This is a genomic window from Bradyrhizobium sp. BWA-3-5, from assembly GCF_032917985.1.
In the GTDB taxonomy this organism is placed as follows: domain Bacteria; phylum Pseudomonadota; class Alphaproteobacteria; order Rhizobiales; family Xanthobacteraceae; genus Bradyrhizobium.
On sequence record NZ_CP136626.1, the window covers coordinates 1500976 to 1513938 of the forward strand.

The window sequence follows — 12963 nt, forward strand, 5'->3', positions numbered from 1 at the left end:
ATGGCCGAGCCGGAATACGAACTGTTCGCCATCCGCTATGCGACCCGCGATGCGCGCCGCAGCGATCATTTCATCGGCGGCGATCCGCATGACGGGCCGATGCCGATGGATTATTTCATGTGGGTGGCGCGAGGAGGCGGGCGTGCCTTCGTCATCGACACCGGGTTCAATGCGGAGGTATGCGCGAGGCGGAACCGGACTTTTTTGCGCTGCCCGGTGCAAACGCTCGGCGCACTCAATATCGATGTGAATGCGGTGGAGGATGTGATCCTCACCCATCTGCACTACGATCATGCCGGCAATTTCGACCGCTTTCCGAATGCACGTTTCCATCTTCAGGAGCGCGAGCTGGCCTATGCCACGGGCCGCTACATGCGCTATCCGAGGCTGTCGCATTCCTTCGAGGTCGAAGATATCTGCGGGATTGTGCGGCTCAATTACGCCCGCAGGGTCTTGTTTTATGATGGCGATGCCGAAATTGCCCCTGGCATTACGATCCACGCGGCCGGAGGCCACTCGGCCGGGCTGCAATTCGTTCGCGTCAGGACCCGCCGGGGCTTCGTCGTACTCGCCTCCGATGTCAGCCATTTCTACGAAAACATGGCGAGCGAGCGGCCGTTCACCACAGCTCTGCATATCGGCGAGATGCTCGAAGGCTTCGAAAAATTGCTCGCGCTTGCACCGGACGAGAGCCATATCGTTCCGGGGCACGATCCGCTCGTCATGAAGCTTTATCCGGCCCCAAGCCAGGAGTTGGAGGGGATTGCGGTGCGGCTCGACGTCCCGCCATCCGGCGCCGCGCCGGTTCGTGCGGACTATTTGCCAGTGCATTAGCAGGCGAATTCGCCCAAGCAGGCGCGTTCTATTTTTCTCCTGCGGCCTTTAGGATCGGCAGCAGCCGCGCGGCTTCGCTTTTGACGAGATCGGCTAGGGCCTTTGGTCCACGGCGGCTTGGCTCCACGCTTTCGGCGCCAAGTTCTGCCAGCCGCTTTTGTACAGCTTCCTCGTTCAGCCCCTTGCTCAGAGCGTCCGCGAGCTTGTCGACGATGGCCTGCGGCGTGCCTGTGGGCACGAACACGCCGTAGAACGGCGCCATGTCGAATTGGGGCAGGCCCTGCTCGTGGGAAGTCGGTACGTCGGGCAGCAAGGGGCTGCGCTTTCTTGAGGCGATCGCCAGCGCCTTGACGCTTCCTGCCTGTATCTGGCCCAACGTCCCCAGTACAGGATCGCACTCATAGTCGACCTGACCCGCTAGCATGGCATTCAGCACCGGAGCGGTCCCGGTGAAGGGAACCATCGTTGGCTTGATGCCGATCGCCGAGTGAAGAAGCAGACAGCCGATATAGGATACCGAGCCGAGCCCGGCGTGCCCGACATTGAGCTTTTCCGGGTTAGCCTTTGTGTAGGCAACAAATTCCTTGAGGTTGTTGGCTGGGAAATCCTTCCGGGCGACCAGCAATTCCGGATATTCGGCGGTCAATCCAATTGGTTCAAAATCCCTTTGCGGATCGTAGCCGAGATTCGGATAGAACGCTGGCGCCAGCGCATTGGTGCCGAGATGGCCGGACAGGATCGTATAGCCATCCGCCGGCGCGCGGGCGGCGCGTATCGCTCCCGTCGTGCCGCCGGCGCCCACGACGTTCTCCACCACGAATTTCTGACCGAGATAGCGGGAGAGGATGTCAGCGACGATCCGCCCTGTGATGTCAGCCGGCCCGCCGGCGGCGAATGGGACGATAATTGTCGCCGTTCTTGCGGGATAGTCTTCGGCCCAAGCGCCGTTTATTCCGGCCATCGCCAAGAGCACGGCCGCAGAGATCAACTGCTTCGCCAACTGTCGCCTCCCTTATCGTTGTTCTTTTCTACAATCTTATGCTGGTTTCGCCGCCGGGCAAGGTGATTGGGCATTTTCGCCTGCGCAGCCAGTGCGCCGGCCATGTCCGCTACGGCGCGGGGGGCGTTTGCAACAGGCTGCCGGACACCACATATGGTGCATGGCGATCCACTCTACCCCTGAGAGCAAGACATGAACCCGCTGCCAAACGTCGATCCTGCCCCCGTATATTCCGACGACGACATCGTGCACTGGCTGACGAACGGTACGCGCGAGGAACGCTTCATCGACAATATTTTCGCCGAATTGTGCTTACGCCTTCAGCGAGCGGGCATTCCCGTCAAGCGGGCGACACTTCATTTTCTGATCCATCATCCGCAATGGCTCGGCGCCCGGATGCTATGGACCGATGGAACGCGCGAAGCTACGATTGAAAGGGTCGACTACGATGTCAGGGGGCGCTCGGAATACATCGGCAGTCCCGCCAACGAAATTCACGAGGGCGCCACCGAGGTGCGCGAACGCCTCGAGCGTGATCCGTCGCTGGGCCGAAAGCACGCCGTTTATGACGAGATGCGGGCCAAGGGGTTGACCGATTATGTCGCCTGGCCCTTGTACCATACGCTCGGCAAGCGGCACCTCGTGACCTTTGCGACCGACCGCCCCGGCGGCTTTGACGACGCGCATCTCGCGCGTTTACAAAAGCTGGTGCCTGTTCTGGCGCTGGTCAGCGAAATCCGCGTCAAGAACCGGCTGGCGCGAACATTATTGGAAACCTATGTCGGGTCGCATGCCGGCGAAATGGTGCTGGCCGGCGCCACCAGGCGGGGCAGCGGGACGACGGTGCGCGCCGCCATCATGATCTGCGATCTGCGCGACTTCACCAGAATCTCCGATAACTGGCCGCGCGACGACGTCATTGATCTCCTGAACAGCTATTTTGACGCGCTGTCGGAGCCGATCGCGCGACATGGCGGTGAAATATTGAAATTCATCGGCGACGGCCTGCTCGCCATTTTTCCGCTTACCCACCCGTCGGCGTGCGCGGACCTGCTGCATGCCGTGACCGAGGCCCGTGAGGCCCTGGCTGCTCTCAGCGAAAACAACGGTGCAACCGGCCGTGCGCCGCTGGATTACGGCATCGGCGTCCATGTCGGCGACGTCATGTACGGCAATATCGGATCGCGCACCCGGCTCGATTTCACCGTCATCGGTCCCGCCGTCAACATGGCTTCGCGTCTCGAAGCGCTGACCAAGCAATTGGGTAGGAAGGTGCTGCTATCCCGCGCGTTCGCCGATCTGGTCCAGGGCGAATTCGATCTCGAACGCGTCGGCGAACACCCGGTGCGGGGCTTCAGCGAGCCGATTGAGCTGTTTGCATATCACGGCTGAATGGGGTTTATCGTCGGCAGAGCCAGGGGAAATGTAGCATGACCGGCAAAGGACGTCTGCTGAGGGACAAGATGGCCGATTCCGGTCTCGTCCATATCATGGCGGCGCATAGTCCGCTCTCGGCGCGGCTGGCGAAGGAGGCTGGGTTCGACGGCATCTGGGCCTCGGGCTTCGAGCTCTCGGCGCTATACGGCCTGCCCGACGTCAGCCTGGTTTCGATGACGCAGCATATCGAGATGATGCGCGCCATGGCTGATAGGGTGGATCTGCCGATCGTAGCCGACATCGATACCGGTTTCGGCAACGCCATCAACGTGATCCATGCCGTCCAGCAATACGAACGCGCCGGCGCCTCTGCTGTCGTTATCGAAGACAAGTCGTTTCCGAAGGTCACCAGCCTCGTTGCCGACGGCCGCCAAGACCTGCTGCGGATCGAGGAGTTTCAGGGCAAGATCGAAGCCGCGTGTCAAACGCGGGACGACGCAGCTTTCCTGGTGATCGCGCGGGATGAAGCGCTGATCGCGGGATTGGGGCAGCACGAAGCGCTGCAACGCGCCGCAGCCTATGAGGAGGCCGGCGCGGATATGATCCTGATCCACTCCAAACAAAAGACGCCTGACGAGGTGGAAAGTTTTGTGCGCGCATGGAAGGGCAGGGCGCCGATCGTCATCGTCCCGACTGCCTATCCCGAGATGACGGCGGATCGCATCCGCGCGCTGGAGAAGATCAGGATGGTGATCTATGGCAATCACGCGATCCGCGCCGCCGTCACGGCGATGAAGGATGTGTTCGCATCCATCCTGAAGGATGGCGGCATCCAGAATGTCGACAAGAAGATCGTCTCGGTCGAAGAGATCTTCCGCCTGCAGGACATGGACCTGGTGAAGGTCAACGAGCAGCGCTACCTCAGATGAGCAGCGACAGGATCTCACGCCGCCCAGCACTGTCCGCCGCCGTCGACACGCAGCACCTGGCCCGAGACGAACGCGCCGAGCGGGCCGGCGAACACCTCGACGACGCGCGCCACTTCGTCGACGGTGGCGATGCGGTCGAGTGTGCCTGATTCGACCATCCGGTTCTGGTCGACCGCACGCGTGCCCATGAAGCGGCCGGTGCGGGTGTCGCCCGGCGCGATGCAGTTCACGGTGATGTCGTAGGCGCGAAGCTGATCGGCGAGGCAGCGGGTGTAATGCGTCATGCCGGCCTTTGCGACCGCATAGATCGAGCCGTTGGTGCGGCCCTTGAAAGCGGCGACCGAGCCGATGGTGACGATGCGGCCCTGACGCCGCGGCATCATTTCCTTCGCAACCGCCTGGCAGGTCAGGATGGTCGAGAGCAGGTTGCGATCGAGCACAGCGCGCACGTCCTCCTCGCGAATGTTGACGGCGTCGTTCGGATCGGGCTTGCCGCCCTTGGCCGCGATGTCGCCGCCGGCATTGTGGACGAGAATGTCGATCGGGCCCAATTCCCTCGCCGTGGTTTCGACCACGCGTGCGATATCGGCACCATCAGTGAGATCGCCGAGCACGCGGATGGTGCGCACGCCGTTCGCCGCGGCCACCTGTTCAGCCACCGCCGTCAACGTCGATCCCTCGCCATACTCCGCGGGTCCATTTTCGCGCATGCCATGCATCGCGACAGCGGCGCCCATTGCCGCCAGCCGTTCGGCAAAGGCGCGGCCGAGCCCGCGGCCTGAGCCAGTCACCAGCGCAACCTTGCCCTGCAGCGCCCGCGCGGCGTCGTGTTGTGGCATGATATTGGTTCTCCTGAGTGCAAAAGGGTTAGTCTGCAGCCAGATCCAGACCGATCGCGAGTGCCTGTACCAAGCACATCGGCGCGACCAGCGTGCGCAAGGCCGGCTCGGGCATGTCCTGAATCTCGAACACGACCGACGCGCCCTCCACGATCGGGCTCAAAAGGCTGTCGGTGATCGATATCGCCGGCACATTGCGCGCCACCAGTTCGGGAAACAGCCGAGCCGTGTCCGGATAGTAGTTGCGGAAGCTGATCGCGACCAAGGCATCCTCGGACGTCGCCGGGTGCGATTGCTCGTGGATGCTGCCGCCGGTGCCGTCCAGCAGCACCACGCGCCGCCCGAGTTTGCGCAGCACATAGGCCAGATGCGTCGCCACCGGAAACGAGCCGCCGAGGCCGAGCAGATAAATGTCGCGCGCCTTGGCCAAAATCATGATGGCAGCTTCGAGCTGGCGCTCATGGGCCGACTGACTTAGCGTCACCAGGCTCGATTGGGCTTCGGCGACGAAACGGCCCAGCACCGCCGCGGGCTTGCGGCCGAGCACCGACTTCTCCTCGCTCTTCATGCGTGCGAGCCGCGCCTTGTAGCTCGGCGCCACACCGGCGACGAGGCGCGTTCGAAACACCTGCTGCATCTGGGTGAAGCCGCCGAACCCCAGGGCATGGGCGAAGCGAACAATGGCCGATGGCGGCACGCCGGATCGTTCGGCGATCTCAGCCACGGTGCCCAACGCCACGTCGATCGGGTGATCCAGCACAAACTCGGCGATCTGCTGCAGTCGGCCCGACAGCGCGCGATGCCGCTGGGCGATCGCCCCGCGCAGTTCGTCATACGTCATCGCCGTGTCGACAGGCTTGTTCATGCGCCAGCTTTATCCCATCGCGGCCATTTCGCCGACTGGTTCAAACATTCCACTTTACAGGTAAGAATAGAACGTTCATTCTAAGTGCCGCAACAAGAAAACGAACCTGCTCGGGAGGGAGCCATGAAAAAGCGTGAGATCTCGCGGCGAAGCGTTTTGCAGGGCAGCCTGATGGCCAGCGCCCTGGCCGGCACAGCAAGTTATTTCGGGCCGTGGAAGGAGAACCGGGCCTGGGCGCAGGGTGCCAAGCCGATCAAGCTTGGCCTGACCTGCGACGCCAGCGGCCAATACGGTAATAGCGGGCAGGACGATCTGCGCGGCATCCAGATGGCCATCGATGAAGCCAACGCCAAGGGCGGCGTGCTCGGGCGCAAGATCACATGGATCACGGCCGATACCGAAACGACGCCGGCCACCGGCAGCCGCATCGCCGAACGTTTCATCACGCGGGAGGACTGTACCATCCTGATCGGCGCGGTGCATTCCGGCGTTGCCAACGCCATCACGCAAGTCGCCGCCAAGAATGGCGTCATCTACCTCAACACCAATTCCTCGGCGCCGAGCGAGGCCGGCGAAAACTGTTCGCGTATCAAATTCGTCTGGGACGGCAATGGCACAAATTTTTCCAAGGCCTCGGTGCACAACGCGGTCACTTCGATCGGCAAGAACTGGATGCTACTCACCAACGACTATGTGTGGGGCCACACCACGTCGGCGGCGACCAAAGCACAGATCGAAGCAGCCGGCGGAAAGATCATCGACAATCTGCTGGTGCCGCAGAATACCCGCGACTTCACCGCCTATCTCCTGAAGATTCAGCAGGCGAAACCTGACGTGGTGGCAACCGCGATTGGCGGCGACGATATCAAGGCGCTGCGCGAGCAGGTCGCCCAGCTCAAGCTCGATGGCAAGCCGGCCTGGATCAACAACCAGCAGGACTGGCCCGATGTCTGGGGCGCGCCCAACAGCCTGTTCGGCGTGTTCGGCACCACCTGGTATCACAAGCTGGCGCTACCCGGCGTCGCCGAATTTGTGAAGAAATGGCAGGCCACGAACAAGGAGGGGGCGATACCGGTGCCCGGGAACGTCTCCTACAACGGCTACATGGCGACGCGTGAATTGCTGCGTGCGATCGAGCGCGCGGGCTCGACCAACAACGTCAAGATCATCAAGGAACTGGAAAACCTCAAGGTGTCGGCGACCGACCGCATGCAGCATTTCGATGCCTATATGGATCCGGTCACGCACCAGATGCAGCAGACGATCTATCTGGCGCGGCGAAACGCCAAGCCGTCCGACAGCACTGATCTTTACGAGATCATCAGTTGGACGGAGCCCAAGGCGGTCGCCGATAGCGATGCCGCTGCCAAATGCAAGCTCGTTCCCTACGAGCGGGTCCCGACCGTGGATTCCTGAGTCTCGGGCTTGAATGAACCAGCAGCGGACGCGGCTGCGCCCGCTGCCTTGCAATCCAGCTACGAGAGCGATTTTGTTCGATCTTCTTCCGCATATTCTCAACGGCCTTACGCTCGGCCTGTTGTTCGCGCTGATTGCGCTCGGCTTCATGCTGATCGTCGGCTTGATGGAGCAGATCAACCTGGCGCATGGCTCGCTGTTCGCGCTTGGCGCTTACTTCGCGATGCAACTGATGGGGCCGCGTCCGCCTCTGCCGCCCGGCATCGCGAGTGCCTGGCTCGCGCTGCCGCTTGGCTGGCGCTATGCCGCGACGCTAATCCTTGCGCCTTTGGCGGCGGGCCTCGTCGGGATCGTGATCGAATTCTGCATGCGGCGGACCTATGGCAAGGATCCGATGTACGGTCTTCTGCTGACGTTCGGCGCGGCGATGGTGATCGAGGAAACGATCCGCCTGACCTGGGGCACGCGTGATTACGTCCTGCAGGTGCCGCAGGCGATCAATGGCGGCTTCCTGTTCGGCGATCTGATCTGGTCGACCTATCGCTTCTATGCTGCGGGCACTGCGGCCGTCATCATCGGACTGGTCTGGCTGCTGATCGAAAAGACGCCGTTTGGCGCGACCGTCAAGGCCGGCGCGCATGACAGCGAGATCGTGCGCGCGCTCGGGATCAACCTGACGCGACTGCGGCTATTGGTCTTCGTATTCGGCACCACGCTGGCGGCGATCGCCGGCATCATCGTGGCGCCGATTTGGGGGATTCGTCCGCATATGGGGGTCGATGCCGTCATTCCAGCATTCCTGGTGATCGTGCTCGGCGGCGTCGGCAGCTTCTGGGGCGCCGTGGTGGCCGGGCTCCTGGTCGGTCTCGCCGTCGGTCTCTCCGGGGCCTATGCGTCCGAATGGTCGCTGCTATCGATGTACGTACTGCTGGTCGCGGTCGTAACCTTCAGGGCGAGGGGCCTCTGGGGCAAGAAAAGCGTGCTTGAGGCCTGAAGATGATTGCGACACACCAATCGGATTCCCTGCGGCTGATCACGCCCACCATGCTAGTCCTGTTCCTGGCGTTATCGACCGTGCCAGTATGGATCGCGCATGCCGGCCTTTATCCCTATCTCGGCATCGAGATCCTGATCTGGTCGATCTATGCCCTGGCGTTCAACCTGGTGCTGGGGATGGCTGGCCTGCCATCGTTCGGCCATGGCGCCTATTTCGGAATCGGCGCCTACGCCTTTGGTCTCTGTCAGTTCAACGTCGCCGCCAATCTCTGGGTCTGCATGGCGGCTGCGTTCGCCGTTGCTGGGCTCGCCGGTGCGCTGGTGGCGCTGTTCATCTCGCACCGGCGCGGCATCTACTATGCCTTCATGACGATTGCGTTCGGTCAAATCTTCTGGACGCTGGCGATCAAGTCGCACAAGGTCACCGGCGGTGAGGACGGGCTGTTGAAGATCGCACGTCTGCCGGCCGATTTTGGGTTTGCATCGTTCGATCTCTCCGGCAATGTCGCGTTCTACTATTTCGTCCTTATCGTGTTCGCCGTTGCGGTCATTGCGATGTGGCGGCTGGTGCATTCGCCCTATGGCCGCGTGATTGCGGCGATCAAGCAGAGCGAAACGCGAGCGTCGCATCTCGGCTACAATGTTTGGCTCTACAAGGCCTCGATCTTCACGTTGTCGGCGGCCATATCGGGATTTGCCGGCGGCCTGTTCGCGATGGCGCAACTCGCAGCTTTCCCTGATGTCATGAGCCTGCATCAATCCGGCTATGTGGTGATGATGACGCTTGTCGGCGGCGGTCTCGTCAGCTTCTGGGGGCCGGTGGTCGGCGTCTTCCTGTTCTTGATCGCACGCGACGTGATCGGTGCGCTGACCAACGCGTGGATGCTGTATTTCGGCCTCTTATTCATGGCCGTCGTGCTGTTCCGGCCCGAGGGTGTCGCCGGAGCCGTGGCTGCTGCCTGGCAGAACAGGTCGTTGCATCTGGTGCGGCAGCAGGGTGGCTCGGCGTTGCGCCTGTTGTTCGGAGGCGGGAGATGGCGCTGATCGAGGTCGAGGGAGTCCACGTTCGTTTTGGCGACCGGGTCGTGCTGGAAAGCATCGATCTTGCGGTGCCGGAGGGTGAATTCCATGGCTTGATGGGCCCGAATGGCGCCGGCAAGACCACGTTCTTCAATGTGCTTACCGGACGCGTCAAGCCGAGCCGCGGGTCGGTCCGGCTCGCCGGTGAGGATGTCACCGGCCTCAGCCCGCACCGTATCGCCGACAGGGGCATCGCCCGCTCATTTCAGATCATGACGCTGTTCGACGACTTCAGCGCCCGTGACAACATCATGGTCGGCTTGCCGGGCTTTCGCGCACGTGGCTTCGACCTGCATCGCGCGGCCGCGGCGGATGGCGGACTTGCGGCGCAGGCGTCAGACATTCTCGTGATGGTCGGTCTGGCCGACAAGGCCGACGTCCGCGCAAAGGATCTTTCCTATGGCGACCGCCGCGCGCTCGAAATTGCCGTTGCGCTCGGGCAGAAGCCGCGCGTGCTATGTCTGGACGAGCCGACATCCGGCCTCGGCACCGATGGCGTGCAGCGGCTCGGCCAGTTGGTCAGCCAGCTCAAGCGCAAGCTCACGATCGTGGCAATCGAGCACGACATGGAATTCCTATTCTCGCTGGCGGACCGCATCTCCGTGATCCATTGGGGTCAGGTGGTCGCGCGCGGCGCGCCGCAGGAACTGCAGCAGAACGAATGGGTCAAACGGTCCAACCTGGGGCGGTTCGCATGATCCTCGAAGTCGAAGCCGTCGATACCTTCTATGGCGAGACCCAGGCATTGTTCGGCGCGTCGGTGGCCGTCGAGCGCGGCAAGGTATTCGCCTTGCTCGGCCCGAATGGCGCCGGCAAGACCACGATGCTTCGCTCGATCCTGGGATTGACGCGGCCGCGGCGCGGCGTGATCAGGTTCGACGGACGCGACGTCACCCATCGCGCGACGCACGAAATCGCCCGGTCCGGCATTGGCTGGGTGCCGGACGACCGCCGGCTATGTCCGACCCTCTCAGTCGCCCGCAATCTCGGCATCGCGCAGAAGCGCACGCCGTTCCGCAGCTGGACGATCAAGGAAACCTGCGAGATTTTCTCGCCCCTTGAATATCTGATGGAGCGCGATTGCGAAAATCTCTCGGGCGGCGAAATGCAGATGGTGGCGATCGCCCGCGCGCTGGTCGGAGCGCCCGGGTTGATCCTGTTCGACGAACCGAGCCAGGGTCTCGCGCCGAAGGTTGTCGGTGACGTGTTGGCGACCATCCGCAGGCTGCGAAGCGAAGGCGTGGCATCGCTCGTGGTTGAACAGAACTCCGAGATCGCGTTGTCGGTCGCCGATCAGGCTGCGGTGATCGATCGCGGCCGGATCGCGTGGACAGGCGAGGCTGCCACGCTGCGTGATGACCGCGCGCTGCGCCAGCGACTGCTTGGAGTGCACTGATGGCACCGTTGCTTGCTCTTGACGCTGTCCGCAAGATCTATACGCGTGGGCGGATAGTTCGGCGCGCAACTTTCACTCTTGAGGCGGATCTCGTGATCGACCAGCCCTCGATCATCGGTGTGGTCGGGCCGAACGGAGCCGGCAAGACCACGCTGTTCGAAATGATGACCGGCTCCAACGCGCCGTCGTCCGGCCGGGTCTATGTTGCCGGCACTGACATTCACCGGGTCAAATACCGCGAACGCGACCGGCTGGCGATCCACTATCACCAGTCCTATCAGGTCCGCAGGTTTCGCAAGCTTGTACCTTCCGTGCTGCTCGAAAAGTCGCCAACGGCCGCGCCGATGGTGCATCTGTTCGATGAGCCGCAGTTCAATTTGCAGGACGGCTATGTCGGCTTCATGCTCGATTTCTTTCGCAAGCTGCGGGCCGAGGGCCGGCTGGTCGTGCTGTGCCTGCATCCGACCGCGGCCTGGCACCTGGAAATTTTGGCCGAGATCGCCGAGCAATATCTGCTGGTGGCCGATGGCGGCGTGACCCGTCTGCCGGATTTTGCGACGCTGACCAGCCAGCCGCGGTTCCGGAGCTATCTGGGTGCGGGAATGACGCGGGCCGCGGAGGCGCTATGCGCAATTCGCGCGGACGCGCACCACTGAATCGGCTTTGCAATTTGATAAGGCTTCCATCATATACGCGCCTGAATTTCCGCCGCCCGCCATTTGGCGACTAGTAAGCTCAGGGAGAAAAGTCTCGTGGCATATTCGAATACCCAACTCTTCATCAACGGCAAATGGCGTCCGAGCCAGTCGGGCAAGACGATTGCCGTGCTCAACCCGGCGACCGAGGAGGAAATCGGCACGGTGGCCCATGCTGATCGCGCCGATCTCGACGAGGCGCTGGAAGCGGCCGCCAAGGGTTTTAAAGTGTGGCGCGCGGTGGCGCCGTTCGAGCGTTGTCGGATCATGCGCAAGGCGGCTCAGATCATGCGCGAGCGCAACGACGAGATCGCGCCGCTACTGACCATGGAGCAGGGCAAGACCCTCGCGGAAGCCAAGATGGAGGCGATGGCGGCGGCCGACGTGATCGAATGGTTCGCAGAGGAAGCCAAGCGCGCCTATGGCCGGGTGATCCCGGCCCGCGGCCCCGGCATCTATCAGATCGCCGTCAAGGAGCCGGTTGGCCCGGTCGCCGCCTTCACGCCCTGGAATTTCCCGATCAACCAGGTCGTCCGCAAGCTCTCTGCGGGTCTCGCCGCCGGCTGCTCGATCATCGTCAAGGCGCCCGAGGAAACCCCGGCATCCCCGGCACAACTGATCAAGGCGTTCGTCGATGCCGGCGTGCCCGATGGCGTCATCAACCTCGTCTACGGCGTGCCGTCGGAGATTTCGGAATATCTGATTCCGCACCCGGTGATCCGTAAGATCTCTTTCACCGGCTCGACCGTCGTCGGCAAGCAGCTCTCGGCACTGGCGGGCCTGCACATGAAGCGCGCCACCATGGAGCTCGGCGGTCACGCACCGGCCATCGTGTTCAAGGACGCGGATGTCACCTCGGCAGCTAAAATCCTGGCGGCGGCGAAGTACCGCAATGCCGGTCAGGTCTGCATCTCGCCGACCCGCATGCTGGTGCAGGACGACGTGTTCAAGGAGTTCGTCGACAAGTTCGTCGAGGGCGCCAAGTCGATGAAGGTCGGCAACGGCCTCGATCCCGACTCGAAGATGGGCTCGCTCGCCAATCCGCGCCGCGTCACCGCGATCGAGGGCATGGTGCAGGATGCCGTCGGCAAGGGCGCCAAGCTCGAGACTGGCGGCCACCGCGTCGGCAACAAGGGCTACTTCTTCGAGCCGACGGTCGTCAGCGACGTGCCGAAGGATGCCCGCGCCATGAACGAGGAGCCGTTCGGGCCGCTCGCGCTGATCTCGCGCTTCTCGACCTTCGACGAGGTCGCCGAGGAAGCCAACCGCTTGCCGTTCGGCCTTGCGTCTTACGCCTTCACCAGCTCGACTAAGACGGCAACCGCGATTGGCGCGGCGATTGAAGCCGGCATGGTCTCGATCAATAGTTTTGGTCTTGCGCTGCCTGAAGTGCCGTTCGGCGGCGTCAAGGATTCCGGCTACGGCTCGGAAGGCGGCACTGAGGCGATGGAAGGCTATTTCAACACCAAGTTCATCACCCAGACCGGGGTGTGACGCAGACGGCGAAGCCGCCTGCTTCGCTCACAATATGGCCCG

13 protein-coding genes are annotated in these 12963 nt (G+C 62.6%); 10 read left to right on the forward strand and 3 right to left on the reverse strand.

Annotated elements, in window-relative coordinates:
• On the forward strand, positions 1–834 hold the full coding sequence (locus tag RX331_RS07295) for an N-acyl homoserine lactonase family protein (protein WP_317255932.1): 834 nt from the start codon (positions 1–3) through the stop codon (positions 832–834).
• Positions 835–862: 28 nt separating this feature from the next.
• On the opposite strand, the gene RX331_RS07300 is transcribed toward RX331_RS07295, so the two are convergent.
• Entirely contained in the window at positions 863–1834 is a 972-nt protein-coding gene (locus RX331_RS07300) for a Bug family tripartite tricarboxylate transporter substrate binding protein (RefSeq protein ID WP_317255933.1), read from the reverse strand.
• A gap of 192 nt (positions 1835–2026) precedes the next feature.
• On the opposite strand from RX331_RS07300, the gene RX331_RS07305 reads away from it, so the two are divergent.
• Together RX331_RS07305 and RX331_RS07310 are read left to right on the forward strand one after the other, a co-directional pair.
• Positions 2027–3226 (forward strand): adenylate/guanylate cyclase domain-containing protein, encoded by a 1200-nt coding sequence (locus RX331_RS07305; protein ID WP_317255934.1) that lies wholly within the window; start codon positions 2027–2029, stop codon positions 3224–3226.
• A 38-nt stretch (positions 3227–3264) separates the two neighbouring features.
• Positions 3265–4140: a phosphonopyruvate hydrolase gene (locus tag RX331_RS07310; protein ID WP_317255935.1), complete on the forward strand. Its 876-nt coding sequence runs from the start codon at positions 3265–3267 to the stop codon at positions 4138–4140.
• A gap of 14 nt (positions 4141–4154) precedes the next feature.
• Here the strand turns inward: RX331_RS07310 and RX331_RS07315 are convergent, their stop codons facing one another.
• Positions 4155–4979: an SDR family NAD(P)-dependent oxidoreductase gene (locus RX331_RS07315; RefSeq protein WP_317255936.1), complete on the reverse strand. Its 825-nt coding sequence runs from the start codon at positions 4977–4979 to the stop codon at positions 4155–4157.
• A 28-nt stretch (positions 4980–5007) separates the two neighbouring features.
• The gene (locus tag RX331_RS07320) at positions 5008–5844 is read right to left on the reverse strand and encodes a MurR/RpiR family transcriptional regulator (protein ID WP_317255937.1); all 837 of its coding nucleotides are present in this window, start codon (positions 5842–5844) and stop codon (positions 5008–5010) included.
• Between the two features lie 123 nt (positions 5845–5967).
• On the opposite strand from RX331_RS07320, the gene RX331_RS07325 reads away from it, so the two are divergent.
• The 7 genes from RX331_RS07325 to RX331_RS07355 all read left to right on the forward strand — a co-directional run bounded on the left by RX331_RS07325 (position 5968) and on the right by RX331_RS07355 (position 12921).
• Complete coding sequence (locus RX331_RS07325) at positions 5968–7260, forward strand: ABC transporter substrate-binding protein (protein ID WP_317255938.1); 1293 nt, start codon at positions 5968–5970, stop codon at positions 7258–7260.
• Between the two features lie 73 nt (positions 7261–7333).
• Positions 7334–8254 (forward strand): branched-chain amino acid ABC transporter permease, encoded by a 921-nt coding sequence (locus RX331_RS07330; RefSeq protein ID WP_317255939.1) that lies wholly within the window; start codon positions 7334–7336, stop codon positions 8252–8254.
• 2 nt (positions 8255–8256) lie between these two features.
• Positions 8257–9300 (forward strand): branched-chain amino acid ABC transporter permease, encoded by a 1044-nt coding sequence (locus tag RX331_RS07335; RefSeq protein WP_317255940.1) that lies wholly within the window; start codon positions 8257–8259, stop codon positions 9298–9300.
• Complete coding sequence (locus RX331_RS07340) at positions 9291–10034, forward strand: ABC transporter ATP-binding protein (RefSeq protein WP_317255941.1); 744 nt, start codon at positions 9291–9293, stop codon at positions 10032–10034. The genes RX331_RS07335 and RX331_RS07340 overlap by 10 nt, the downstream gene beginning before the upstream one ends.
• Positions 10031–10732 carry an ABC transporter ATP-binding protein gene (locus RX331_RS07345; RefSeq protein ID WP_317255942.1) on the forward strand — a complete coding sequence of 234 codons (702 nt, stop codon included), beginning with the start codon at positions 10031–10033 and terminating at the stop codon, positions 10730–10732. The genes RX331_RS07340 and RX331_RS07345 overlap by 4 nt, the downstream gene beginning before the upstream one ends.
• Before the next feature lie 92 nt (positions 10733–10824).
• Positions 10825–11388 (forward strand): ATP-binding cassette domain-containing protein, encoded by a 564-nt coding sequence (locus tag RX331_RS07350; protein WP_317255943.1) that lies wholly within the window; start codon positions 10825–10827, stop codon positions 11386–11388.
• Positions 11389–11484: 96 nt separating this feature from the next.
• Entirely contained in the window at positions 11485–12921 is a 1437-nt protein-coding gene (locus RX331_RS07355) for an NAD-dependent succinate-semialdehyde dehydrogenase (protein WP_317255944.1), read from the forward strand.
• The last annotated feature ends 42 nt before the right edge of the window (positions 12922–12963 follow it).